The sequence below is a fragment of the Burkholderia sp. BCC0044 genome, assembly GCF_902832955.1.
Lineage (GTDB): Bacteria > Pseudomonadota > Gammaproteobacteria > Burkholderiales > Burkholderiaceae > Burkholderia.
Genome location: NZ_CADFDO010000005.1, coordinates 1 through 24,386, shown reverse-complemented (window position 1 = coordinate 24,386; position 24,386 = coordinate 1). Strand labels below are relative to the sequence as shown.

The 24,386-nt window shown below is 67.7% G+C and carries 21 protein-coding genes and 1 pseudogene; 16 read left to right on the top strand and 6 right to left on the bottom strand.

The features are described from left to right. Positions 1 to 30: 30 nt before the first annotated feature. The 6 genes and pseudogenes from HWX14_RS28065 (at position 31) to HWX14_RS28040 (ending at position 6,500) form a co-directional block, all read left to right on the top strand. Entirely contained in the window at positions 31 to 1,332 is a 1,302-nt protein-coding gene (locus tag HWX14_RS28065) for an endoribonuclease L-PSP (RefSeq protein WP_175885617.1), read from the top strand. 125 nt (positions 1,333 to 1,457) lie between these two features. Beyond that, positions 1,458 to 2,240 (top strand): glycosyltransferase family 2 protein, encoded by a 783-nt coding sequence (locus HWX14_RS28060; RefSeq protein WP_175885616.1) that lies wholly within the window; start codon positions 1,458 to 1,460, stop codon positions 2,238 to 2,240. Positions 2,241 to 2,442: 202 nt separating this feature from the next. Beyond that, positions 2,443 to 3,204 (top strand): M48 family metalloprotease, encoded by a 762-nt coding sequence (locus HWX14_RS28055; protein WP_011694399.1) that lies wholly within the window; start codon positions 2,443 to 2,445, stop codon positions 3,202 to 3,204. Between the two features lie 116 nt (positions 3,205 to 3,320). Beyond that, a pseudogene (locus HWX14_RS36655) lies at positions 3,321 to 3,632 on the top strand (GntR family transcriptional regulator); the annotation flags it as partial. Positions 3,633 to 3,855: 223 nt separating this feature from the next. Continuing rightward, on the top strand, positions 3,856 to 5,478 hold the full coding sequence (locus HWX14_RS28045; RefSeq protein WP_175885614.1) for a phospholipase D family protein: 1,623 nt from the start codon (positions 3,856 to 3,858) through the stop codon (positions 5,476 to 5,478). Between the two features lie 248 nt (positions 5,479 to 5,726). Beyond that, positions 5,727 to 6,500, top strand: coding sequence for a class II aldolase/adducin family protein (locus HWX14_RS28040; RefSeq protein WP_175885613.1), 774 nt, complete (start codon positions 5,727 to 5,729; stop codon positions 6,498 to 6,500). 31 nt (positions 6,501 to 6,531) lie between these two features. On the opposite strand, the gene HWX14_RS28035 is transcribed toward HWX14_RS28040, so the two are convergent. Then, positions 6,532 to 7,545, bottom strand: coding sequence for a hypothetical protein (locus tag HWX14_RS28035; RefSeq protein ID WP_175885929.1), 1,014 nt, complete (start codon positions 7,543 to 7,545; stop codon positions 6,532 to 6,534). 579 nt (positions 7,546 to 8,124) lie between these two features. On the opposite strand from HWX14_RS28035, the gene HWX14_RS28030 reads away from it, so the two are divergent. Beyond that, positions 8,125 to 8,559 (top strand): CHRD domain-containing protein, encoded by a 435-nt coding sequence (locus HWX14_RS28030; protein ID WP_175885612.1) that lies wholly within the window; start codon positions 8,125 to 8,127, stop codon positions 8,557 to 8,559. A gap of 89 nt (positions 8,560 to 8,648) precedes the next feature. After that, the gene (locus HWX14_RS28025; protein WP_175885611.1) at positions 8,649 to 9,611 is read left to right on the top strand and encodes an alpha/beta hydrolase; all 963 of its coding nucleotides are present in this window, start codon (positions 8,649 to 8,651) and stop codon (positions 9,609 to 9,611) included. Here the strand turns inward: HWX14_RS28025 and HWX14_RS28020 are convergent. Further along, a complete protein-coding gene (locus HWX14_RS28020; RefSeq protein WP_175885610.1) occupies positions 9,581 to 10,423 on the bottom strand; it encodes an EcsC family protein in 843 nt (280 codons plus the stop codon). The genes HWX14_RS28025 and HWX14_RS28020 overlap by 31 nt on opposite strands. Before the next feature lie 106 nt (positions 10,424 to 10,529). Between HWX14_RS28020 and HWX14_RS28015 the strand changes: the two genes are divergently transcribed. Further along, positions 10,530 to 12,125 (top strand): MDR family MFS transporter, encoded by a 1,596-nt coding sequence (locus HWX14_RS28015; protein ID WP_175885609.1) that lies wholly within the window; start codon positions 10,530 to 10,532, stop codon positions 12,123 to 12,125. Positions 12,126 to 12,179: 54 nt separating this feature from the next. Beyond that, positions 12,180 to 12,626, top strand: a complete 447-nt coding sequence (locus tag HWX14_RS28010; RefSeq protein WP_175885608.1) for a MarR family transcriptional regulator — start codon at positions 12,180 to 12,182, stop codon at positions 12,624 to 12,626. Between the two features lie 68 nt (positions 12,627 to 12,694). Here the strand turns inward: HWX14_RS28010 and HWX14_RS28005 are convergent, their stop codons facing one another. Beyond that, complete coding sequence (locus tag HWX14_RS28005) at positions 12,695 to 13,276, bottom strand: DJ-1/PfpI family protein (RefSeq protein ID WP_089435629.1); 582 nt, start codon at positions 13,274 to 13,276, stop codon at positions 12,695 to 12,697. Between the two features lie 157 nt (positions 13,277 to 13,433). Next, positions 13,434 to 14,714: an amino acid deaminase gene (locus HWX14_RS28000; RefSeq protein ID WP_175885607.1), complete on the bottom strand. Its 1,281-nt coding sequence runs from the start codon at positions 14,712 to 14,714 to the stop codon at positions 13,434 to 13,436. A gap of 115 nt (positions 14,715 to 14,829) precedes the next feature. On the opposite strand from HWX14_RS28000, the gene HWX14_RS27995 reads away from it, so the two are divergent. The 5 genes from HWX14_RS27995 (at position 14,830) to HWX14_RS27975 (ending at position 18,907) form a co-directional block, all read left to right on the top strand. Further along, on the top strand, positions 14,830 to 15,768 hold the full coding sequence (locus tag HWX14_RS27995) for a MurR/RpiR family transcriptional regulator (RefSeq protein WP_175885606.1): 939 nt from the start codon (positions 14,830 to 14,832) through the stop codon (positions 15,766 to 15,768). A 2-nt stretch (positions 15,769 to 15,770) separates the two neighbouring features. Then, complete coding sequence (locus HWX14_RS27990) at positions 15,771 to 17,252, top strand: D-aminoacylase (protein WP_175885605.1); 1,482 nt, start codon at positions 15,771 to 15,773, stop codon at positions 17,250 to 17,252. 123 nt (positions 17,253 to 17,375) lie between these two features. Continuing rightward, positions 17,376 to 17,762, top strand: a complete 387-nt coding sequence (locus tag HWX14_RS27985) for a RidA family protein (RefSeq protein ID WP_050016655.1) — start codon at positions 17,376 to 17,378, stop codon at positions 17,760 to 17,762. A gap of 276 nt (positions 17,763 to 18,038) precedes the next feature. After that, the gene (locus HWX14_RS27980) at positions 18,039 to 18,392 is read left to right on the top strand and encodes a DUF1493 family protein (RefSeq protein WP_175885604.1); all 354 of its coding nucleotides are present in this window, start codon (positions 18,039 to 18,041) and stop codon (positions 18,390 to 18,392) included. 77 nt (positions 18,393 to 18,469) lie between these two features. Further along, positions 18,470 to 18,907 (top strand): hypothetical protein, encoded by a 438-nt coding sequence (locus tag HWX14_RS27975; protein ID WP_175885603.1) that lies wholly within the window; start codon positions 18,470 to 18,472, stop codon positions 18,905 to 18,907. A gap of 61 nt (positions 18,908 to 18,968) precedes the next feature. Here the strand turns inward: HWX14_RS27975 and queF are convergent, their stop codons facing one another. Both queF and ilvA read right to left on the bottom strand, forming a co-directional pair. Next, positions 18,969 to 19,799 (bottom strand): NADPH-dependent 7-cyano-7-deazaguanine reductase QueF, encoded by an 831-nt coding sequence (queF, locus tag HWX14_RS27970; protein WP_175885602.1) that lies wholly within the window; start codon positions 19,797 to 19,799, stop codon positions 18,969 to 18,971. 12 nt (positions 19,800 to 19,811) lie between these two features. After that, a complete protein-coding gene (gene ilvA / locus HWX14_RS27965) occupies positions 19,812 to 21,335 on the bottom strand; it encodes a threonine ammonia-lyase, biosynthetic (RefSeq protein ID WP_175885601.1) in 1,524 nt (507 codons plus the stop codon). 598 nt (positions 21,336 to 21,933) lie between these two features. Between ilvA and HWX14_RS27960 the strand changes: the two genes are divergently transcribed. Next, on the top strand, positions 21,934 to 24,386 hold a 2,453-nt coding region (locus HWX14_RS27960), incomplete at its 3' end, for a DUF3683 domain-containing protein (RefSeq protein ID WP_175885600.1).

The following is a 24,386-nucleotide window of genomic DNA, read 5'->3' as shown; positions in this document are numbered from 1 at the left end:
CGCCGCGTCGGCCTGACGTAACGCAACGCGATGCAGGGCCGCGTGATCGCGCGGCCTGCGCCGCATAGTGAGGAAATCGAAGTGCCCGTGCATCCAGTCGACGCCGAACGGCGCCCGTGTTCGCTGTTGCCCGCCGCGCCGTTCGCGCCCGGCGGCGACCGCGCGCTGCGGCTCGTCCAGACGAGCGATGCGCGGCTCGTCGCGCTGCTGCGCGATGCGCGCAACCGCGGCGACGGATTCGATCGCGTGTTTCCCGGCGCGCTGGGCGCGGTGTGCATCGGCGCGGCGGGAACGCAGCACGCATCGCGCGCCGACGCAATGGCGCGGATGCTGACCGATGCCGCGCCCGGCCTGCCGGTCGCGCCGGTGCAGATGGCGCTGCTCGGCGCCGAAGTTGCACCGGGCGATGCCGTCTGCGAACTGTGGCAATGCGATGCGCACGACCTGCGCAGCGAGCGGCGCGGGGCGCTGCACTACCGCTACAGCGAAGCGGCGGGGCTCGTGTTCGGCAGCCTCGTCGTGCACGAGACGGACGCGGCGTACGACGCGGCGTACGACGCGCCGCGCGATGGCGGCACGCCGCTCGAACGTGCGACGTTCGATGCATACCGCGCGCTGTTCGACCTGCTCGATACGCTCGGCATGCCGCATCCGCTGCGGATCTGGAACACCGTGCCGGCGATCAATGCGGTGCAGTGCGGGATCGAGCGCTACCGTCAGTTCAATATCGGCCGTCAGCGCGCGTTCGACGCATGCCGCCGCGCGCTCACGGGCAGCGTGCCGGCCGCGTGCGCGCTCGGCTCGGTCGTGCCGGTCGCGGGCGATGCGCCGCCGGCCGCGCCGCTCGCGATTCATTTCCTCGCGAGCCGCACGCCGGCCGATGCCGTGGAGAACCCGCGCCAGGTCAGCGCGTATCACTATCCGGCGCAGTACGGCCCGCGCGCGCCGACGTTCGCGCGCGCCGCAGCGTGGACGGACGGCGACGCGACGCCGGCGCTGTTCGTATCGGGCACCGCGAGCATCGTCGGGCATCGCACCGTGCATCGCGGCGACGTCGTCGCGCAGACGCGCGAGACGGTCGCGAACCTCGCGGCCGTGCTCGAGCAGGCCGCGCGGCAGGGGCACGGCCCGTTCTCGCTCGCGGGCTTGAACTATCGCGTCTACGTGCGCGACGCCGGCGACACCGCGGCGCTGGCCGCGATCGGCCGCGTGCTGCGCGACGCGGCCGGTTCTCACGTGCGGCCGCTGTTCGTTCATGCGGACGTGTGTCGCGACGACCTGCTGGTCGAGATCGAGGCCAGCGCGGGTCATGCGATGGAGTGGCTGTCATGAAGCGCGAGAACCTCACGATCCGGCAACCGGCCCGGCATGCGGCCGGTGTCGACGAAGCGTGCCGGCGTTCGTCGGCAAGTCATACACTTTTGTCAGGATCCCCGTCTTCGACTTCGGCTGTTTCCATGTCCAAGCTGCACGCGTCGTCCACCCATCTCGTCCTGATTCCGAGCTACAACCCGGGCGCCAAGGTCGACACGACCGTGCGCAATGCCCGCGCGCAGTGGAACCCGGTGTGGGTCGTCGTCGACGGCAGCACCGACGGCAGCGCCGAACGGCTGCGGGCGATGGCCGAGCGCGATCCCGGCTTGCGCGTGATCGTGCTGCCGGAGAATCGCGGCAAGGGCGCCGCGGTGCTCGCGGGGCTCGACGCGGCGGCCGCGAGCGGCTTCACGCACGTGCTGACGATGGATTCCGACGGCCAGCATCCGGCCGAGCTGATTCCCGCCTTCATGGCGGCATCGCAGGCCGCGCCCGACGCGATGGTGCTCGGCGTGCCGAAGTTCGACGCGAATGCGCCGCAGTTACGCGTGCAGGGGCGCCGGCTGTCGAACGCGTGGGCCGACCTCGAGACGCTGTGGGCCGGGATCGGCGATTCGCTGTACGGCTTTCGCGTGTATCCGGTCGCGCCGCTGGCGGCGATCATGCGGCGCCAGCCGTGGATGCGCGGCTTCGACTTCGATCCCGAAGCGGCCGTGCGGCTGTGCTGGGCCGGCGTGCGTCCGATCCGCATCGATGCGCCGGTGCGCTATTTCGGCCGGCACGAGGGCGGCGTGTCGCACTTTCACTACGGCCGCGACAACGCGCTGCTCGCGTGGATGCACCTGCGCCTGTTCACCGGCTTCGCGATGCGGCTGCCGATGCTGGTCGCACGCCGCCTGACGCGGCGCCGCGATCAGACGGCCTGAGCGAAGGCCCGTCCGCTTTCCTTCCCGGTCGCCGCCCGCGTGCGGCGATTGCCCCGCTTTTCGTCATCAATCCGGGGCCAGATCGGCGCGTCATGTCAATCCGCTGAGTAATGAACGTGTCATCCGATGTAAACATCTGGTAATTTTCTGCCGGATTATGCAAAATCGCCGCTCCCAAATACAACTATCGAGGGATTCCGGGATGCAACTCAAGAAAGCGGTGGCGGCGTGTGGCGTGGCGTTCCTGTTGAGCGCATGCGGCGGGGTACAGAGCCTTGACGCGAACAGCCTGACGTCGGCGGGGACCAACCTGTACAAGGCGGCGACGCTGTCGGACAGCGACATCGCCGCGCTGTCGAACGAATCGTGCAAGTCGAGCGACGCCGAATCGAAGATCGCGCCGGCCAACAGCGCCTACGCGAAGCGCCTGACGAAGGTGATGAAGGGCTTCGGCGACATGACGCTGAACGGCCAGAAGATCAACTACAAGGTCTACGTGACCAAGGACGTCAACGCGTGGGCGATGGGCAACGGCTGCGTGCGCGTATACAGCGGCCTGATGGACATGATGAACGACGACGAGCTGCGCGGCGTGATCGGCCATGAAATGGGCCACGTCGCGCTCGGTCACTCGAAGAAGGCGATGCAGACGGCGTACGCGGTGAGCGCGGCGCGCAGCGCGGCCGGCGCGGCATCGCCGGGCGTGGCGGCGCTGTCGAGCTCGCAGCTCGGCGACATCACCGAGAAGTTCATCAACGCGCAGTTCTCGCAGTCGCAGGAAAGCGCGGCCGACGACTACTCGTTCGACCTGATGAAGCAGAAGGGCATGAGCCAGAAGGGCCTCGTCACCGGCTTCCAGAAGCTTGCGCAGATGGACGGCGGCCAGAGCTCGATGATGAGCTCGCACCCGTCGTCGGCGAGCCGTGCGCAGCACATCCAGGATCGCATCGCGAAAGGTAGCTGATCGCGCAACGGATCGCCGGCCGTCAGCGTCGGCGATCGGCACGCGACATGAAGAAACCCACGCTCGTTCGGGCGTGGGTTTTTTGTTTGTTCGGCATGCACGTCGCCGCTTGCTGGCTCGAAACCGCGCACGCGAAAGACGACGCGGCCGTCGAAGCCGCGACCGACGCGAAGCTGCACGAGGCGATTGCATTCGCGTCGGACAACACGATGTTCCTGCATCTACATACGAGCGCGATCGGCATGTTGCGCGAGCACATTTCGATCGACGTGGCCGGATGACGATGGAGGACGAGCAGGCATCCGAGTTGCTGTCATTGCGGCACCAGGTCGTGTGCGAGGCGATTTGCGCGCACCGGCCCGAAGAGGCGAGTGCAGACGCATATCGGCTGCGTGCGCAGCCATTTCGAACGGAGCGGCGCACCGTGAGATTGGTCGGACCAGCGCCGGTGCCCGCGCGTGCGGCGAGCGGCCGCGCATCACGCATCACGAGCCGCCGTGCCCGACGCACGTGGCGGCGGCGCGGCGCAGCATGCGGGGTGCGCTCGATTGACCGGTTCGTCGGGCGCCCACTAGAATCGACCGGAACCGCCTGTCAGCCGCGCGCCGCGGCGATGACGTGCCCATTGATCCGACTGTCGAGGAAGCTTTCGTGCTCACGTCCCTGATCCGGCGCGCGCCGGCCGCGCTGTCGTGGCGCGCCGCATGCCGCCAGGCCCGCGCGCTGATCGTCTGCGCGCTGCTGCCGCTCGCCGCGTGCGCGACGCATCCGCCCGCCACCTCGCTCGATCGTCCCGTTTCCCATGCGTTGCCGGCCGATACCGCGACACCGTTGCGCGATGCGCTGGCCGCACCGGAAGCCGCGCATCCGCGGCAATCGGGCTTCCGGCTGCTGGCCGACGGCGCCACCGCGTTGCAGATGCGCATCGCGCTCGCGCGTGCGGCGACGAAGACGCTCGACATGCAGTACTACATCGCGACCGAGGATACGACCGGCAAGCTGCTGCTCGGCGCGGCGCTGTACGCGGCCGATCGCGGCGTGCGCGTGCGGATGCTGGTCGACGATCTCAACTTCGACGATATCGACCGCGTGATGGCTGCGCTCAACACGCACCAGAACATCGAGATCCGCGTGTTCAACCCGTTCGGCGCATCGCAGCACGGCATGGTCGAGCGCACGGCCAACTTCTTCACGCGGATCGACAGCTTCACGCGCCGGATGCACAACAAGGCGATGATCGCGGACAACCAGCTCGCGATCGTCGGCGGCCGCAATCTCGGCGACGAATACTTCAGCGCGAGCCCGACGCTGCAGTTTCGCGATCTCGACGTGCTGGCGGCCGGCCCCGTGACGAACGACATCTCGACGAGCTTCGACGACTACTGGGCGAGCGCGAGCAGCTATCCGCTGCGCGTGCTCAATCATCAGAAGTTCGATCCGAAGGATCTCGACGCGATGCGCGACGAGCTGCGCGACCACTGGCGCAAGAACGCCGATCCGTACAACGCGAAGCCGCTGAACGCGACGCCGCTCGCCCGGCAGATCGCGCGCGACGAACTCGAACTCGTGTGGGCGCCGGCCGAATTCAAGGTCGATGCACCGACCAAGGTCGCGCGACCGACCGGCACGTACGTGAGCCCGCCGATGCAGCGCCTGGCCGACCTGATACGCGGCGCGCGGCAGGAATTCCTCGCGTTTTCGCCGTACTTCGTGCCGCACGACGCCGGCGTGAAGGTCCTCGGCGATACGGTCGCGCGCGGCGTGCGCGTCGCGGTCGTCACGAATTCGCTCGCGGCGACCGACGCGGTCGCGGTGCAGTCCGGCTATGCGCCGTACCGCGTGCCGTTGCTGCAGCGCGGCGTCGAGCTGTACGAATTCAAGTCGCAGCCGGACCAGCAGCCCGCGCGGCTGTTCGGGTCGCGTTCGCGCGCGAGCCTGCATGCAAAGGCGTACGTGATCGACCGGCAGATCCTCGTGATCGGCTCGCTGAACCTCGACCCGCGTTCCGCGCACCTGAACACCGAGCTTGCGCTCGTGATCCACAGCCCGGTTCTCGCGCAGCAGGCCGCGGCGATCTTCGCGCGCGTCACGCAGCCGGACGAAAGCTACCGCGTCACGCTCGCGAAGCGGACGGGCGGCAGCGCGCCCGCGCTCGAATGGACGGGCACCGAAGGCGGTCAGACCACCACCTATCACGTCGACCCGCATGCCGGGCTGCTGCGCAACGTGATGACGGGCATCTTCACGCTGCTGCCGGTCGACGACCAGTTGTAAGGGCGGGAACGGCTCCGGCAAAACCCGCGTTACCGGTGCGCGGGGAATGGTGATATGGTTGTGCACGCAACGATATCTGAATCGTGCAGGGCGCCGGCGGATCACCCGCACAATGCGGGCCGGAACGGCGCGCCGCACAAGTGCAATACGCATGCACTGCACTGAACTGCGCCGCGCGGCGCCGGCAGACGATGGACGATGCGCACCGCCACGCGCCGTGGCCGCGCCCCCGCAACCGGAGTTCCCCCATGCAACGTGTACCGAACCAGCCGTTCGCGCGCCCCGCGCGTTTCTCCGAAGCCGAATGGCAGGCGCGTGTGCAGCTCGCGGCCGCCTACCGCATCTTCGACACCCTCGGCTGGACCGAACTGATCTACAACCATATCTCGCTGCGCGTGCCCGGCGAGGACGGTCATTTCCTGATCAACCCGTTCGGGCTCCATTATCGCGAGGTGTGCGCGTCGAACCTCGTGAAGATCGACATCGACGGCAACGTGATCGGCCATGCCGACTGGCCGATCAATCCGGCCGGCTTCACGTTCCACAGCGCGATCCATGCGGCGCTGCCCGATGCGCACTGCGTGATGCACGTGCACACGACGCCGACGATGGCCGTGTGCTGCTCGCGCGACGGGTTGTCGTTCTCGAATTTCTATTCGGCGCAGCTGTACGGGAAGATCGCGTATCACGACTTCGAAGGCATCACCGTGCATCTCGAGGAGGGCCGGCGCATCGTCGAGAGCGCCGGCGGGCGGCCCGTGCTGCTGCTGCGCAACCACGGGCCCGTGACGATCGGCGCGACGCTCGCGCAGACGTTTTCGCTGATGTGGCTGCTCAACCGGGCGTGCGAGGTGCAGATCGCGACGCATGCGATCGGCGATGCGCTGCCGATTGCGCCGGCCGTGCTCGAAGGGTGCGTGCGCGATTCGCTGAATTTCGATCCGAAGCATGGCGCGGGGCAGGACGCGTTCGACGCGCTGCAGCGTATCGTCGACCGGATCGATCCGGGCTACCGCGCGTGATGCGGATGGCGTGCCCGGACGGCGCGCCCGGTCAGAACCGGTAGCCGAGGCCGGCCTGGATCACGTCGGTGTCGCGGTCGTAGCGCGTGACCACGCGGTTCCACGTGATGCGCGTGAGCCAGCGGTCGGAGAGCCGGTAACTGGCCGAGATCGACACGATGCCGGAGAACCGGCCGTCGCCCGGGCCCGGCCGGCCTTCGCGATTGCGCTGGTTGACGGTGAAATACGCGCCGGCGCCGGCCGACAGCGTGAGCTTGTCGTTCAGGAACGCGCGCGTGAGCCACAGCTCGGACGCGATCCCGTTGCGGCGGACCGCCTGCTTCGCGCCTTCGTACATCCACGTTGCGGTCCAGTCGACCGAACGCGTGAGGCCGCGCCGGTATTCGATGCTGCCGCCGAGCGTCGATGGCGACGAGCGGCTGTTGAGAATCGTCTCGCCGAGCATCGCGGTGACTTCGTTGTGCGTAACCTTGCGCGTGCGCGGCAGCGCGGTGTCGCGCGGGCCCGGCGTGTCGGGCGCGTCGAGCTGGTAGCCGACGCCGAACATCACCGATGTCGTGTCGGGGCCGCTGAACACCTGTGCGCGGTTGACCTGAAGTTGCGCGATCCAGCGGTGCGACGTGTAGTACGCGGCGCGCACGCTCATCAGCACGCCCCAGCCATGTGTATTCGAATAACTGCGCGAGTCACCGCGGCCTTCGGCGGCCGGCACCGTGTCGAAGTAGCGATACGGGCCCGCTCCGGCCGACAGCACCAGCCGGCGATTCTCGATCGGCATGCGGCCCCAGAACTGCACCGCCTGGCCATCGCGGTGGTGATTCGGAATATGGCCTTCGTTGTACCACGTGAAGCCGAGCGCGGTATGCGGGCTCAAGCCTTCCTGGTAATCGAACGCCCACGAATACGTGCGTTGGCCGCCGCCCCACAGCGGGCCGGCGAACAACGAGAACTCCTGTGCGTCGACGGGCGCGCCGTAGAGGGCGGCGACGGAGCAGAGACCCGCCAGCAGCGGGCGGACACGGACGGGGCGGGTCGGGCAGGGCATCGGGAGACGGGCCGGCACGGTTCACTTTCCAGTCACGACAACACGCGATCATTTTCCTGCGCGGGAAAACACGTGTCGACCCGGGTTCGCGCAATAACCTCTTACACGTATCGTGACAACATGCGGGGTACGCGGTCGGGTCCAGGCAAGCATCGGCACGCGCGTCGATCGCAACTTCAGAGCGCCGCAAAATGATTTGGCATGCTTGGTATTCTGGAAAAGAGCATTCGCGCGCTGCATGTTGCTTGCCGCCGGAGACCCGCAAAAAAAACGCGGCCGGGGTGGCCGCGTGAATACTCGCAGACTCCTTCGGACGAAGGAAACAAGCAACTGTGAAACGAAGTGTAGCGAAAGCCCGCGCACGGATTCAGCCATCAGGCTGCAAAAGTCTGTTCCAGCCTGACGCAGACCGGCGCGCGCGGCGTCGCGCAAGATCGCCGGCCACGCGCGGCGCGCCGACGGGCGGTGCGGCGATTCGCAGCATGGCCGTTCGGCGGACTGCCGGCGCCGCGGCGATCGACTACCATCATGCGTAGCGCCCCCGCCCGGGCGGCGTACCACGTCGTACAAGGAGAATCCATGCTCAAGCTGCGTTTGCTCCAGGTCGCGTTATTCGCGGGTGTACTGGTCGCCGGCAGCGCCGCTGCCGAAACGGTGCGCCTGTCCGCCAACCTGCAGCCGTCGAGCGAAGTGCCGCCGACGGCGACCAAGGGCTCGGGCACCGTCGTCGCCGCCTACGACACGGCCACCCGCATGCTGCAGTGGACGGTCACTTACGAACATCTCACGGGGCCGGCCACGGCCGCGCATTTCCACGGGCCCGCGCCGGTCGGCCAGAACGCCGGCGTGCAGGTGCCGATTCCGAAGGACGAGCTGGCGAGCCCGATCAAGGGTTCGAAGGAACTCACGGACGCGCAGGTCACCGACCTGATGGGCGGCAGGTGGTACTTCAACATTCATACGAAGGAACACCCGTCGGGGGAGATCCGCGGGCAGATGATGCCGGCGAACTGAGCGCCGGCGTTTGATGTAGAGGCACCTGTCGAGCGACGCGGGAGTGTTCGCACGTACCATCGTCACATTGCGATGACGGAGTGCGTCCGATGAGTTGGCAAAGCAAGTTCGCCTGTTGGCTGTTGCGCTGGCAGTTTCGTCCCGAGACCACGCGCGAGGTGCTCGACCCCGCGCGTGCCCGGCGCTTTACCGACCTGCGGATGATCGTGCCGCGCCGCGCACCGTCGGGCTACCGGCTGCGCCAGTGCTACGGCCCGGGCGACGCACCGCTGCGCGGCGAATGGCTCGAACGCACCGACGCGGGCGCGGCGCGCGGTTCCGGCCGCACGCTGTTGTATTTCCACGGCGGCGGTTACTACTTCTGTTCGACGAAGACCCACCGGCCGCTGGTGTTCGGGCTGACGAAGCGCGCGGGCGTGCGCGCGTTCTCGCTCGACTACCGCCTCGCGCCCGAAAACCGCTTCCCGGCCGCGCTCGACGATGCGCTCGCCGCGTACCGGCAACTGCTGGCCCTCGGCACGCCGCCCGAGTCGATCGTGTTCGGCGGCGATTCGGCGGGCGGCGGCCTCGCGCTCGCGACGCTCGTCGCGCTGCGCGATCGCGGCGAGCCGCTGCCGGCCGGCGCGATCCTGTTCTCGCCGTGGACGGACCTCGCCGGCACCGGCGGCACGATGCGCAGCAACGACGGCGTCGACCCGATGTTCGCGGCCGCGGCGCTGCCGAAGGCGGCGAAGCTGTATCTCGGCGACGCGCCGGCGACGCATCCGTACGCGTCGCCGTTTTACGCCGATTTCACGGGCCTGCCGCCGCTGTACATCCAGGCCGGCAGCACCGAGGTGCTGCTCGACGATTCGCGCCGCGTCGCCGAGAAGGCAAAGGCGGCCGGCGTTCAGGTTGATATCGAGGTGTGGCCCGACATGCCGCACGTGTGGCAACTGTACGCGCCGATGGTGCCGGAAGCGCGCGACGCGCTCGACCGCGCGGCCGCGTTCCTGCGCCGTGTCGCGGTCGAGCGTGCAGTTCAGCGCGCGGGCGAGGCGTCGATTGCCTGATAGGCCGCCTGGACGGCCACCGAGCCGTACTTGCGTTCGAGCCGGCGCACGGTGAAGTGGCCGTGCGCCATCTGCTGGAAGTGGTCGATGAACAGCGTGTTGACGGTCGCGCCGAGCACCGCGCCGATCGCCGGGATCGACTTCGCGGCCATCTGCTCGGTCACCTGCACCGAGAAGCGCGACGCCACCGTCTGCACGAGCTTGAACACGGCCGCCGAGCTGTGCGCGGCGATGCCTTTCGCCGTGATGTCCGACGACGCCTTCGAGATCGCCTGCGCGAGCGCGCCGCGCAGCACGAAATAGCCGAGGTCGGCGTCCTCCTCCTGCTTGTCCGCGTGGCCGCCCATGCCGAGCACGGCCAGGCATTGCAGCTGCGTATCGACCGAGGTCAGGTCCTCGCCCTCGCTGCGCGCGATGTCGCACACCGAGCGGAAGATCAGCGTGGTCGTCACCGGCAGCTCGACCGGCAGCGCGAGAAAGCCGAACGCGCCGCCCGCCGCGCCGGTCGTCGCGACCGCGAGCTTGTGCAGCAGATTGCTCGGCTTCTCGGGCTCGGCGTCCGGCGCCTGCGGCTTGCCGAGCGTGCGCAGCGCGATGTTCAGGCACTTGCGCAGCGCGAGCTGCGTCGCATCGTTGATCTTGCCGGTCGCGAAGTCCGGCAGCCGCGCGATCATTTTCTCGACCGGCGCGCCGAGCACACCCGTCAGCTTCATCGTCAGCGACGGGCTTTCCAGCACCTGCTTCGCGCGCCGCAGCGCGTCCCGATCGTCGGCCGACAGCGTCGTCGCGGGGGTGATTGAAATCGGTTCCATCTTTCTCCTTGGCATGAACAGGCCCTGACCCATCGCCAGCCTAGATTACTCCCGCATGCTAGAATTTTGAGATTCTTTGACCCGGCAAAAGTTGCATCGACAAAAAATGGCCGTTCACACTGCCGCCCACCATTCGAGCGGGCAAGTCCTGCCATTCCGCGAATCGCTGCTCGCGATGATCGGGATCTCGTTCGTCACCATGCTGGTCGCGCTGGACCAGACCGTCGTCGGCACCGCGCTGCCGACCATCGTCGCCGAACTCCGCGGCTTCGACCTGTACGCGTGGGTCGCGACCTCGTACCTGCTCAGTTCCGTGATCACGGTGCCGATCTTCGGCCGGCTCGGCGACTACTACGGCCGCAAGCCGTTCGTGATCGCGTCGATCGTCGTGTTCACCGGCGCGTCGGTGTTGTGCGGTATGGCCAACGACATGCTGACCCTCGTGCTCGCGCGCGGGCTGCAGGGGATCGGCGGCGGGATGCTGGTCGGCACCGCGTTCGCGTGCATTCCCGATCTGTTCCCCGATTCCGTCGTGCGGCTGCGCTGGCAGGTGCTGATGAGCTCCGCGTTCGGCATCGCGAACGCGGTCGGCCCGTCGCTCGGCGGCGTGCTGACCCAGTCGTTCGGCTGGCGCTCGGTGTTCTACGTGAACCTGCCGGTCGGCCTGCTGTCGCTGTTGTTCGTGTGGCGCTACCTGCCGCACCTGCGCCACGTCGAGCACGACCGCAAGATGCGGCTCGACTGGCCGGGCGCGCTGTTGATCGCGCTGTCGCTCGGCGCGCTGCAACTGTTCGTCGAATGGCTGCCGAAGTACGGCATCGCGAGCTGGGCGTCGCTGCTGCTCGTCGTCGCGGTCGGCGCCGGCATCGGCCTGTGGCACCGGGAGAAGCGCTGCGCGCAGCCGATTCTGCCGTTCGACATGTTCGGCAACCGCGCGCTGTCGGCGCTCTTCGTGCTCGCGATCCTCGCCGGTTTCTCGATGTTCTCGCTGCTGTTCTACGCGCCGTTGCTGTTCCAGGGCGGCTTCGGGATGTCGCCGAAGGAAGCCGGGCTCGTGATCACGCCGCTCGTCGTGTTCATCACGATCGGCAGCATCATGAACGGCCGCGTCGTCACGCGCATTCGCAACCCGAACGCGATGCTGCACGTCGGCTTCGTGCTGTTCGCCATCGCGTGCGCGGGCATCGTCGTGGCGACCCACACGACGCCGACCTGGATGCTGATGGCGCTGATGGTCGCGGGCGGCATCGGGCTCGGCTTCGTGCTGCCGAACCTGACCGTGTTCGCGCAGCAGACGGCCGGCCGCGAGCACCTCGGCATCGCGACCGCACTGCTGCAGTCGCTGCGGATGGTCGGCGGGATGCTCGGCACCGCGCTCACGGGTACGCTCGTCAATCAGATGTATTCGAGCGGCGTGCGCAATGCGCTGTCGGCTGATCACGCGATGCAGTGGCACGCGCGGCTCGCCGATCCGCAGATCCTGATCGATCGCGCGGCGCAGGGCGGTCTCGTCGCGGAGTTGACGCGTGCCGGGCATAATGGCGCGCTGTTGCTGGAAGCGGCCCGCGAATCGCTGGTCGGCGCGATTCATCTGGGCGTCGCGATGGCGGCCGTCGTCGCCGTGGTGTCGGTGTGGCAGTGCCGCCGCGTGCCGCCGATCGCGCTACGGCGCAAGATCGAACCGCACGTCGCGGCCGATTGACCGATCGGGCGAGCGATTCGACGACTCAACGATTCACCGGAACGAAATCAGCGCATGGAAGAACAGGACCGCGTCGCGATCTTGCAGCAATTCGGACGCACGTATCGCGCATTCATGACCGCGTTCGAAGCGCACGTCGGGCAGCCGATGCCGCGCTGGCGCATCATGGTCGCGCTGCACACGATGGACGGGCATTCGTCGCAGAAGAAGCTTGTCGAAGTGCTGCGCATCGATCCGGGCGCGCTCACGCGCCAGTTGAAGTCGCTCGATGCGCTCGGCTGGATCGAGCGCGAGTCGGACGTGCGCGACAACCGCGTGACCAACGTCACGCTGACGGACGCAGGCCGCGCGGCGTTCGACGCGTGCCTGCCGCGCCGCAAGGCGTTTCTCGAACAGACGATGGCGCAGTTGCCGGACGACGTGCTCAATGCACTGTCGGGTGCGCTCGCGATGCTGGAATCGCGGATCGCGGACGTCGGGTCGACACCGGCCGCGCGTTGACGTGCGCGGCCGGGCGGCACGTCAGCGCCGCCGGCCATCGCTTCATTTCATTCTGAGTGGGTGCAGGTTTACAGCTCGATGCGCGTGCCGAGCAGCGCGAGGAACTGCGCGAGCCAGGCCGGATGCGCGGGCCATGCGGGCGCGGTGACGAACGGCGCGTCGGTCACGGCCGCGTCGACCGGAATGTCCGCGTATTCGCCGCCCGCCAGCTTCACTTCCGGCGCGCAGGCCGGGTAGGCCGAAATGCGCTTGCCGCGGATCACGTCGGCGGCCGCGAGCAGTTGCGCCGCGTGGCAGATCGCCGCGATCGGCTTGCCGGCTTCGGCGAACTCGCGCACGAGCGAAATCACCTTCGGATCGAGTCGCAGATATTCGGGCGCACGGCCGCCCGCGATCGCGAGTGCGTCGTAGCGCGCCGCATCGACGTCGTCGAACGCCGCGTTCAGCGTGAAGTGGTGGCCGGGTTTCTCGGTGTAGGTCTGGTCGCCCTCGAAATCGTGGATCGCGGTCTTGATCTTGTCGCCCGCGCGCTTGCCCGGGCAGACTGCGTCGACGTGGTGGCCGACGGCCTGCAGCGCCTGGAACGGCACCATCGTTTCGTAGTCTTCGGCGAAATCGCCGGTCAGGAACAGGATCTTCTTCGCGGCCATGGCTTTCTCCAGTGAAGCAGCGTTGAAGGCCCGGTCGCGCCGTGCATGACGGCCGTGACGGGCCCCGAGGACGAAAGCGCAGTGTACTCCCGCAGATTGAAGCGCGCGTGACGGCCGCCCCGCGCGAGCGGCAGGGCGGCGCGGCGTGCGGCGTGCGTCAGAAGAAGGTTTCGACGACTTCCGTCACGCGGAACTGCGGATCGAGCACGAGCACCTGGCGCCACTTGTCGAACGTCAGGCACGGGTGCGAGATGTCGAACGCGACCATGTCGCCGACCTTCACGTCCGCGCCCGGCGGGATCTGCAGGTACGCGTGCTGGTCCATCATCCCGGTGACGGCCCAGCCTTCGGTGGCGGCGACGTCGCGCGGCGCGGTGTCGCGACCCGGGCGGAAGTGGCGCGCCGGCTCGGGCAGGCCCGCGTCGAATGCCGCGTCGCGCTTGCCGAGCGCGACGATCGCACGGTCGGCTTCCGGCACCGACTGCACGTACGCCCACAGCTGCAGCGCCGGCAGCAGCCCTTCGCCCATCGAGCGGGCGATCGGGTTGCGCGCGAACACGTCGGTCTGCGCTTTCTTGTAGATGCCGACATCGTGCGTCAGGTAGCAGCCCGGACGCAGCACGACTTCCGCGAAGCCCGCGTCGGACGCCTTCCTGAATTCTTCCGCGACCACGTCGTACCACGCCGAACCGGCGCCGGACAGGATCGCCGGCGTGCGCGCGAAGCGGCCGGCTTCGGCCAGCTCGCGCGTGAGCGCGACGGCTTCCTGCAGGAACGCGCGGATTTCGCCTTCCTCTTTCAGCACGCCTTCATAGAGCTCGATGCCGGCCAGCTTCAGCGTGTCCGGATAGCGTGCGATCGCGGCCAGCACGGCCTCGCGCTGCGCGGCATCGCGCACGCCCGCGCGGCCGCCCGGCACGCCGAGCTCGATCAGCACGTTCAGCGATTTTTTCGCGTCGCCGAAGAAGCGGCCGAGCTGGTCGACGCTCTCCGCGGAATCGACGAGACAGAAGAATTCGAAATCGGGATCGGACAGCAGCCCGGCGATGATCGTCATGTTCTGGCGGCCGACCAACTGGTTCGCGAGCAACACGCGGCGCACGCCGCCGTGATACGCGGCCTGCGTCTGGTGCGCGGTCGCGAGCGTGATGCCCCACGCGCCGGCGTCGAGCTGGCGGCGGAACAGTTGCGGCGCCATCGTCGTCTTGCCGTGCGGCGCGAACTTGACGCCGTATTTCTGCACGAACGCCTGCATCCAGTTCAGGTTGTGCTCGACGCGATCCTCGTAAAGCACGGCGGCCGGCAGGCTGACGTCTTCCGCGAGCAGGTTCCATTCGAGCCGGCCCGCGTCGCCGAGCGGCACGCTCGCGCTCGGCAGATTGCCCAGGCCCTTGCCGAACGGATCGATCGTCGCTTCCTGATAGTTTGTAACTTTCATGTCATCCCGCTCCATCATCACTATGCATTGCACTGAAGTTGACATGCAGATGGTACAGAAAGTAGCATCGGCGCGGTGATGTTATTTAATAACATCAAGCCCACCCTTTTCGCCGATGAATACGCCCGCTTCCCCGTCCGCTCCGCTCGCCGCCGAGCCGCATCCGGCTCAGGCCGCCCCGCCGGTCCTCGACATCGTCGCGCGGATCGCCGAGTGCGCGCCCGAGCTGCGCGAAGCCGAGCGCAAGGTCGCCGCGTTCATCCTCGCCGATCTGGCGCGCGCCGCGCATGCGAGCATCGGCGCGCTCGCGCGCGACGCGGAGGTCAGCGTCGCGACGGTCACGCGTTTCGCGAAGGCCGTCGGCTGCCGCGACGTGCGCGAACTGAAGGTGCTCGTCGCGCAGGCGGCGGCCGTCGGCCAGCGCTTCCTGGTGCCGTCCGACGACACGCCGGCCGACGACGCGAGCCCCGCGTCGATGGTCTACGACGAGATCCGCGTGGCGCTCGCGCACAACCACCAGCTGCTGCGCAATACGTCGTTCGACGCGGCGGCCGACCTGCTCGCCGCCGCGAAGATGACCTACGTGTACGGGCAGGGCGGCGGCTCGACCGCGCTGGCCGACGAGCTGCGCTTCCGGCTCGTGCGTTTCGGCCGGCCGGTCGCGAGCTACCAGGACAGCCTGTTGCAGCGGATGGTGGCCGCGACGCTGTCGAGCGACACCGTCGTCGTCGCGTTGTCGGTGAGCGGGCGCGTACCCGAGCTGCTCGAAAGCTGCCGGCTCGCGAAGCGCTACGGCGCGAAGCTGATCGCGATCACCGCGCCGGCGTCGCCGCTCGCGAAGCTCGCCGACCACCTGATTCCCGTCGTCGCGTTCGAAACCGATTTCATCTACAAGCCGTCGACATCGCGCTACGCGATGATGATGGCGATCGACGTGCTCGTCACCGGCGTCGCATTGCGGCTCGGCGATGCGGGCCGGGAATCGCTGCGCCGCATCAAACACGCGCTCGATGCGCACCGCGGCGGCGGAGACCGTCAACCGGTAGGAGACTGACCATGCATTCGCATCCCGAAGCGGCCGATACGCTGATCGTCGGCGCGCAGTTGTACGACGGCACCGGCGCGCCGCCCGTCACGCGCGACGTCGCGATCCGCAACGGCCTGATCGCGGCGATCGGCAACCTGTCGAACTGGCTCGCCGAGAACGTCGTCGACGCGAACGGCCGGGCGCTCGCGCCGGGTTTCGTCGACGTGCACACGCACGACGACACGCACGTGATCCGCGCGCCGGAGATGATCCCGAAGATCTCGCAGGGCGTGACGACCGTGATCGTCGGCAACTGCGGGATCAGCGCCTCGCCGGTGACGCTCGCGGGCGATCCGCCCGACCCGATGAACCTGCTCGGCGAGCGCGGCGCGTTCCAGTATCCGACCTTCGCCGCTTACGTCGCGGCCGTGAACGCTGCGCGCCCGTCCGTGAACGTCGCGGCGCTCGTCGGCCATACGGCGCTGCGCAACAACCAGATGGACCGCCTCGACCGCGCGGCGACCGACGGCGAGATTGCCGGCATGCGCGCGCAGCTCGAGGAGGCACTCGCGAATGGCGCGCTCGGCCTGTCGTCGGGCCTCGCGTACGGCTCCGCGTTCGCGGCGCCGGCCGAGGAAGTGATGGCGCTCGCTGAGCCGCTCGCCCAAGCCGGCGCGCTGTACACGACGCACATGCGCACCGAGTTCGACGCGATCCTCGACGCGATGGACGAGGCCTATCGCGTCGGCCGCCACGCGCAGGTGCCGGTCGTGATCTCGCACCTGAAGTGCGCGGGCCCGTCGAACTGGGGGCGCAGCACCGAGGTGCTCGCGTCGCTCGAAGGCGCGCGCCGCTACCAGCCGGTCGGCTGCGACTGCTATCCGTACAGCCGCAGCTCGTCGACGCTCGACCTGAAGCAGGTGACGGGCGACATCGACATCACGATCACGTGGTCGGAGCCGCACCCGGAAGTCGCGGGCAAGCTGCTGAAGGCGATCGCGGCCGACTGGGGCGTGACGGAGCAGGAAGCCGCGCAGCGCATCCGCCCGGCGGGCGCCGTGTACCACAACATGTCCGAGGACGACGTGCGCAAGATCCTGTCGCATCCGGCGACGATGGTCGGCTCCGACGGCCTGCCGAACGATCCGCTGCCGCACCCGCGGCTGTGGGGCGCGTTCCCGCGCGTGCTCGGCCACTACGTACGCGAGACCAACCTGCTGCCGCTCGAGGAGGCGATCCGCAAGATGACGTCGCTGTCCGCGCGCCGCTACGGGATCGCGAAGCGCGGCGAAGTGCATGTCGGCTACCACGCGGATCTCGTGCTGTTCGATCCGGCGCGTGTGAGCGACGCCGCGACGTTCGAGAAGCCGCAACAACCCGCGCACGGGATCGACGCCGTGTGGGTGAACGGCGTGCTGACCTACGAAAACGGCCAGCCGACCGGCGAGCGCGCCGGCGGGTTCGTCGCGCGCGGCGAGCGCGTGGCGGCCAGTGCCGATGCGGCGTTCTGAACGCGCGCATTCCGATCTTCCGCGCGCCGCAGCAGCTGGCGCGCGCATCCGCAACCGTGCGTTGCATGGGGCCGGAGCAGGCGCTGAAGCGCCGGCTCCGGCCGACAAACGAGGAGTGAAACGATGAAGCGATATGGCGTAGGCGAAGCGAAGGGGACCGGCGGCCAGGTGATGCCGTTCGCGCGTGCGGTCGAGGCCGACGGCTGGCTGTACGTGTCGGGCCAGACGCCGATGGTGAACGGCGAGGTCGTCGAAGGCGGGATCGTCACGCAGTCGAAGCAGACGATCGAGAACGTGATCGCGATCCTGAAGGAAGCCGGCTACGGCCTCGAGCACGTCGTGCGCTGCGGCGTATGGCTCGACGACGCGCGCGACTTCGCGTCGTTCAACAAGGTGTTCGTGTCGTACTTCGGCGAGAACCCGCCGGCCCGCGCGTGCGTGCAGTCGAGCATGGTCATCGACTGCAAGGTCGAGGTCGATTGCATCGCTTACAAGCCGCCGGTGAAGTAATACGGCGAGGGCGGAAGCTTTACAACAAGGCCGGTGCATTGACGTGCACCGGCCTTGTTGCATTTGAGGCAGTCGATGCGAGGGCGAGCAGATAAGCGGAGGACGTTCAAATACAACTCGGTACGAGCGGCCCGGAACTTTGCATTGTGTGACGAAGTTTTTTCCAACGGGCCCCAACGTGACACCTGTCCGAGCGGGCTGCGACAGCAAGCCGCGGATGCATGGCGCGATTCGCCGGGTACAACCGCCTTTCAAACCAGGGGGCAAGGTGTTTTGATGGAAAACGTGCGTTGGGATGAGATCGAGGTCTTCGTCAGATCAGAGGTAAGGCTTGGCAAATCGACGCCGTTGTTCGCCGCCACGAGGCTTTGGGAGAATCTTGGCCAGACCGGCGACGAAGCCGACGATTTCATGGGTCGCTTTTTCGAGCGTTTTTCCGTCGATACCGGCGACTTCGATTTTTACCGGTATTTCCTGATGGAGGGCGAAGGGGGCTTCTATTCGTTGTTCCGTCGATGGGTGCTCCGAAAACCGCACGCTCTCGAACGGGAACCGATCACGCTGGCAATGCTGTACCGCGCAGCGGTCGAACGGAAATGGGATGCCGCGCGACTGGCTAAGTGGCCGTGAGAGCCGAGACGAGGGCGTGGGGGCTACCGCCATCCGACAGTATCGCGAAAGAACCGGACGGAGGCGGCGAGAGTGCAATGGTGATTTGGATCGCAGTTTTGATGTTGGCGCTCGCGCTCAGCCACAGTGCGGCTGCGGGCACGCTGTCCAATAGGGTATCGCCTGCCGGCGCGGTACCCGCTGTCGTGCCGGAGTCAGTCGAAATCGTCAGGAACGGTGCATGGTCGGCTGATATCAGCGGGGATGAAACGGCAGAGATGTGTCGTGCGTTCGTTCTTCGGCAGGCGGATGTCAGCGCGTTTTTCAAGCGTGCGGACCGCGTAACAGAACGGGCGTGCAGCCATGACCTGGACGCCGCGAATTGCTATGCCGAAGGCGAAGCGCGTCTAGCAGGTGGTGGCGCGGCGAAATGGAGGATAGACCAGGCAAGGCGAGGCTTCATTTCCCTGCACGATGGTCGAACAATCTACCTGTATTGTCCGAAGTGCCGGGCCGACGTGTTCGCACCGAATTAGAGAGGCGCGCCTTCCGCAAGGCGGTGTCGGCGGACGGCAACATGCCCGCCAGCCCACTCGTTCACTGCCGCGCCGTCCGCGCGTTATCCGGCATCGGCTGGTTGTAGTTCGTACGGAACGGGTTGATGTCGAGCCCGCCGCGGCGCGTATAGCGCGCATACACCGCGAGCTTCACCGGTTTGCACGCATGCAGGATGTCCAGAAAGATCCGCTCGACGCACTGCTCGTGAAAGCCCGTGTGATTACGGAACGAGATGATGTAGCGCAGCAGGCCCGCGTGGTCGATCTGCGGCCCGACGTAGTGGATCTGCACGCTGCCCCAGTCGGGCTGGCCCGTGACCGGGCAGTTCGAGCGCAGCAGGTCGGACACGAGCGTCTCCTCGACCGGCGCTTCGTCCTCGCCGCTGGCGGCCGACAGCAGCGACGGATCGGGTTCGTACACGTCGGTGTCGAGGTCGAGCCGGTCGAGCGACAGCCCGTCGAGCTCGTCCATCTCCAGCTGGCGGAAATCGTGCGCCGACACCAGTTGCACCGATACGCTCGCGCCGCACGCGGCCGACACGTCGCGCTTCAGCACGTCGCGCACCGCGTCGACCGAGTCGAACTTCGACTGCGCGAACGAGCCGAGATACAGCTTGAACGACTTCGATTCGACGATGTTCGGCGATTCGGCCGGCACGTAGAACGTCGCGATCGCGACCTGCGGCTTGCCGCGCGCGTTGAGCCACGACAGCTCGTACGCGTTCCAGATGTCGGTGCCGAAGAACGGCAGCGCCGACGTGATGCCGAGCTGCTCGCGCGCGCCGGCGCGCGGAATCGGGAACAGCAGCGACGCGTCGTACTGCGCCGCGTAGACGGTGGCCTTGCCGAGCGGGGAATGTTCGGGATTCATTGCACGAAGCCTTTACGACAGGAAGAGGCGGTAAGCCGGGTTGGCGCTCTCTTCGACATACGGATAGCCGAGCGCCGCGAGAAAGCGTTCGAATTCGGCGCGATCGGCCTGCGGCACCTGCAGCCCGACGAGGATCGAGCTGTAGTCCGCGCCCTGGTTGCGGTAGTGGAACAGGCTGATGTTCCAGTCCGGCGCCATCGACGACAGGAACTTCATCAGCGCGCCCGGCCGTTCCGGGAATTCGAAGCGGAACAGGCGCTCGTCGAGCGCGAGCGGCGAGCGGCCGCCGACCATGTAGCGGATGTGTTCCTTCGACAGCTCGTCGTGCGTCAGGTCGACGCTGTTGAAACCGTGCGACTCGAAGTTCGCGGCGATCTCCGCCGATTCGCCGCGGCGCTTGATCTGCACGCCGACGAAGATATGCGCGGATTGCGCATCGGCGATCCGGTAGTTGAACTCGGTGACGTTGCGATCGCCGACGAGCGAGCAGAAGCGCTTGAAGCTGCCGCGTTCCTCGGGGATCGTGACCGCGAACACGGCCTCGCGCGCCTCGCCGACCTCCGCGCGCTCGGCGACGAAGCGCATCCGGTCGAAATTCATGTTCGCGCCGGACGTGACCGCGACGAGCGTCTGGTTCTCGATCCCTTCGCGTTCCGCGTACAGCTTCGCGCCCGCGACCGCGAGCGCGCCGGACGGCTCGAGCACGCTGCGCGTGTCCTGGAACACGTCCTTGATCGCCGCGCACAGCGCGTCGGTATTGACCGTCACGACGCCGTCGAGGAATTCGCGGCACAGCCGGAACGTTTCCTCGCCGACGAGCTTCACCGCGGTGCCGTCCGCGAACAGGCCGACTTCGCTCAGCTCGATGCGCTCGCCCGCGTCCAGCGACTGCTTCATCGCGCACGAATCCTCGGCCTGCACGCCGATCACCTTGATCTCCGGGCGCACCGCCTTCACGTACGCGGCGACGCCGGACGCGAGCCCGCCGCCGCCGATCGGCACGAAGATCGCGTGGATCGGGCCCTGGTGCTGGCGCAGGATCTCCATCGCGATCGTGCCCTGGCCGGCGATCACGTACGGATCGTCGAACGGGTGGACGAACGTGAGGTCGCGCTCCTGCTGGACCTTGACCGCGTGCGCGTACGCATCGCTGTACGATTCGCCCGCCTGGATCACCTCGACGCTTGGGCCGCCATGCGCGCGCACCGCGTCGACCTTCACCTGCGGCGTCGTGACCGGCACGACGATCACGGCCTTCACGCCCATCCGGGCCGCCGAGAACGCGACGCCCTGTGCGTGGTTGCCGGCCGACGCGGTAATCACGCCGCGCGCGAGCGCGTCCGCCGGAATGTGCGCCATCTTGTTGTACGCGCCGCGCAGCTTGAACGAGAACACCGGCTGGTTGTCCTCGCGCTTCAGGTAAACGGCGTTGCGCAGCCGGGCCGACAGGTTGCGGGCCGGTTCGAGTTCCGTCTCGATCGCGACGTCGTAGACGCGCGCGGTGAGGATTTTCTTCAGGTAATCGTGGGATGCCATGGGCGCTCGCGTGCAGTGCGGATGCAGACGGTAAAGGGTCAATGATAGCGCCAAGGGTCCGCCCGCACGCAAGCGGCATGCCGGGCGGGCGGTCATGAGCGGTCATGTGCGGGTGCGGGCAGGGCATTCGCGCCGCCGGGCGCCGCTTTTTACCGGTGCGCCTTACCGGTTTAACCGCATGGTTACCGACCGGACGGACGGCGAATGGTCGCACGAAATCGCGCCGAACCCCGCCCGGCGCGGCTCGCGGCGATAGCCCCACGAGCTGTCCGGCGTGTCACGGGCGGCGCGATCATGGGTTAGAATTCCGTTTTGAATCAAGGATTCGGAAGATGCAGAGGCACCCTCGGATCGCACCGTTGAAGCCGACGCCGCGCGCAGCCAGCCCCGCGGCCGAACGGCATGCGCGCCGCGCGCGATCGTGCTGATGGTCCCGAGTGCCGCCAGGCCCTGTCGCCGGCCGGGAGGGGCGAGTCGCCCGCTCCGGCCCCATGAAGGACAGCCGCGCGCCTGGTAACAGAACAGATTTCCCCAAGATTGCGCCCACGCGCTTGCCGACGCCCGTGCACGGGATATCGGCCCTCCGAGTCGTCCGAACATGAACGCACCACAAGTTTTCGATCCGCATGGCGCGGCCGCCACCGTCGCCGCCGACCCCGCGCCCCGCTTGCGCGAGATTCCCTACAACTACACGTCCTTTTCGGATCGCGAGATCGTGATCCGCCTGCTCGGCGAAGAGGCGTGGGCGGTGCTCGACGAACTGCGCGCCGAGCGCCGCACGGGCCGCTCGGCACGGATGCTGTATGAAGTGCTCGGCGACATCTGGGTCGTGCGTCGCAACCCGTACCTGCAGGACGACCTGCTCGACAACCCGAAGCGCCGCGCGCTGCTGATCGAGGCGCTGAACCACCGCCTCACCGAGATCGGCAAGCGCCGCAACGCGGATCTCACCGAGCACCGCGACGACGCCGGCCGCGAACGCGCATCGCGCGTCGAAATGCTCGAAACCGCCGCGCAGCGCGCGGTCGACGAGTTCGCCGACGAATTCGACAAGATGGCCGAGCTGCGCCGCCGCGCGACCAAGGCGCTCGGCCGCTGCACGCAGAAGGACAACATCCGCTTCGACGGGCTGTCGCGCGTGTCGCACGTGACCGACGCGACCGACTGGCGCGTCGAATACCCGTTCGTCGTGCTGACGCCGGACACCGAAGCCGAGATCGCCGCGCTGGTCAAGGCCTGCTTCGAACTCGGCCTGACCGTGATCCCGCGCGGCGGCGGCACCGGCTACACGGGCGGCGCGGTGCCGCTCACGCCGTTCTCCGCGGTGATCAACACCGAGAAGCTCGAACAGCTCGGCGCGGTCGAGCTGACCGAGTTGCCGGGCGTCGCGCACAAGGTGCCGACGATCTTCTCCGGCGCGGGCGTCGTCACGCGCCGCGTGACGGAGGCGGCCGAAGCGGCCGGCTACGTGTTCGCGGTCGATCCGACCTCGCTCGACGCCTCGTGCATCGGCGGCAACGTCGCGATGAACGCGGGCGGCAAGAAGGCCGTGCTGTGGGGCACCGCGCTCGACAACCTCGCGTGGTGGCGAATGGTCGACCCGGACGGCAACTGGCTCGAAGTCACGCGCCACGAGCACAACCAGGGCAAGATCCACGACATCGCGGTCGCGCGCTTCGAGCTGAAGTGGTTCGACGGCGCGTACGCGCCGGGCGAGAAGCTGCTGCGCACTGAAATGCTCGAGATCGAAGGCCGCCGGTTCCGCAAGGAAGGGCTCGGCAAGGACGTCACCGACAAGTTCCTCGCCGGCCTGCCGGGCGTGCAGAAGGAAGGCTGCGACGGGCTCATCACGTCCGCGCGCTGGGTGCTGCACAAGATGCCCGCGCACACGCGCACCGTCTGCCTCGAATTCTTCGGCCAGGCGCGCGAGGCGATCCCGAGCATCGTCGAGATCAAGGACTACCTGTTCGAGACGTCGAAGCAGGGCGGCGCGATCCTCGCAGGCCTCGAGCACCTCGACGAGCGCTACCTGCGCGCGGTCGGCTACGCGACCAAGAGCAAGCGCAACGCGTTCCCGAAGATGGTGCTGATCGGCGACATCGTCGGCGACGACGCCGATGCGGTCGCGCAGGCGACGTCCGAAGTGATCCGGATGGCGAACGGCAAGAGCGGCGAAGGCTTCGTCGCGGTCAGCGCGGAGGCGCGCAAGCGCTTCTGGCTCGACCGCAGCCGCACGGCCGCGATCGCGAAGCACACCAACGCGTTCAAGATCAACGAGGACGTCGTGATCCCGCTGAACCGGATGGGCGAGTACACCGACGGCATCGAGCGGATCAACATCGAGCTGTCGCTGAAGAACAAGCTGCAACTGGTGGACGCGCTCGAAGCGTTCTTCAGGGGCGGCAACCTGCCGCTCGGCAAGACCGACGACGCGAACGAGATCCCGAGCGCCGAACTGCTGGAAGACCGCGTGCAGCAGGCGCTGGAGCTGCTCAAGCGCGTGCGCGCACGCTGGGAATTCGTGCGCGACCGGCTCGACCAGCCGCTGCGCGAGGCGCAGCACTACCTCGTGCAGCTCGGCTACGAGGCGCTCGCGGAGAAGTTCGCCGATCGCGCGGACGAGCAGCCGGGCGCGACCGTGTTCCACATCACGCAGGACCGCACGGTCCGGATCTCGTGGAAGCAGGAGATCCGCGCGGAACTGCGCGCGATCTTCAACGGCGGCGCGTTCAAGCCGATCCTCGACGAAGCGCAGGCGATCCACAAGCGCGTGCTGCGCGGGCGCGTGTTCGTCGCGCTGCACATGCACGCGGGCGACGGCAACGTCCACACGAACATCCCGGTCAACTCCGACAACTACGAGATGCTGCAGGACGCGCACGCGTCGGTCGCCCGCATCATGACGCTCGCGCGCTCGCTCGATGGCGTGATTTCCGGCGAACACGGGATCGGCATCACCAAGCTCGAATTCCTGACCGACGACGAGATCGCCGAATTCCGCGCGTACAAGCAGCGCGTCGACCCGAACGGGCGCTTCAACAAGGGCAAGCT

Coding starts and splice junctions, on each gene's coding strand:
- HWX14_RS28020 (WP_175885610.1), bottom strand. CDS start 10,423: ATGGAACCGATTTCAATCACCCCCGCGACGACGCTGTCGGCCGACGAT.
- HWX14_RS28055 (WP_011694399.1), top strand. CDS start 2,443: ATGCAACTCAAGAAAGCGGTGGCGGCGTGTGGCGTGGCGTTCCTGTTG.
- HWX14_RS27990 (WP_175885605.1), top strand. CDS start 15,771: ATGCATTCGCATCCCGAAGCGGCCGATACGCTGATCGTCGGCGCGCAG.
- HWX14_RS28030 (WP_175885612.1), top strand. CDS start 8,125: ATGCTCAAGCTGCGTTTGCTCCAGGTCGCGTTATTCGCGGGTGTACTG.
- HWX14_RS28065 (WP_175885617.1), top strand. CDS start 31: ATGCAGGGCCGCGTGATCGCGCGGCCTGCGCCGCATAGTGAGGAAATC.
- HWX14_RS28025 (WP_175885611.1), top strand. CDS start 8,649: ATGAGTTGGCAAAGCAAGTTCGCCTGTTGGCTGTTGCGCTGGCAGTTT.
- HWX14_RS28005 (WP_089435629.1), bottom strand. CDS start 13,276: ATGGCCGCGAAGAAGATCCTGTTCCTGACCGGCGATTTCGCCGAAGAC.
- HWX14_RS28035 (WP_175885929.1), bottom strand. CDS start 7,545: ATGCCCTGCCCGACCCGCCCCGTCCGTGTCCGCCCGCTGCTGGCGGGT.
- ilvA (WP_175885601.1), bottom strand. CDS start 21,335: ATGGCATCCCACGATTACCTGAAGAAAATCCTCACCGCGCGCGTCTAC.
- HWX14_RS28000 (WP_175885607.1), bottom strand. CDS start 14,714: ATGAAAGTTACAAACTATCAGGAAGCGACGATCGATCCGTTCGGCAAG.
- HWX14_RS27980 (WP_175885604.1), top strand. CDS start 18,039: ATGGAAAACGTGCGTTGGGATGAGATCGAGGTCTTCGTCAGATCAGAG.
- HWX14_RS28010 (WP_175885608.1), top strand. CDS start 12,180: ATGGAAGAACAGGACCGCGTCGCGATCTTGCAGCAATTCGGACGCACG.
- queF (WP_175885602.1), bottom strand. CDS start 19,799: ATGAATCCCGAACATTCCCCGCTCGGCAAGGCCACCGTCTACGCGGCG.
- HWX14_RS27995 (WP_175885606.1), top strand. CDS start 14,830: ATGAATACGCCCGCTTCCCCGTCCGCTCCGCTCGCCGCCGAGCCGCAT.
- HWX14_RS27985 (WP_050016655.1), top strand. CDS start 17,376: ATGAAGCGATATGGCGTAGGCGAAGCGAAGGGGACCGGCGGCCAGGTG.
- HWX14_RS28040 (WP_175885613.1), top strand. CDS start 5,727: ATGCAACGTGTACCGAACCAGCCGTTCGCGCGCCCCGCGCGTTTCTCC.
- HWX14_RS28015 (WP_175885609.1), top strand. CDS start 10,530: ATGGCCGTTCACACTGCCGCCCACCATTCGAGCGGGCAAGTCCTGCCA.
- HWX14_RS27975 (WP_175885603.1), top strand. CDS start 18,470: ATGGTGATTTGGATCGCAGTTTTGATGTTGGCGCTCGCGCTCAGCCAC.
- HWX14_RS28060 (WP_175885616.1), top strand. CDS start 1,458: ATGTCCAAGCTGCACGCGTCGTCCACCCATCTCGTCCTGATTCCGAGC.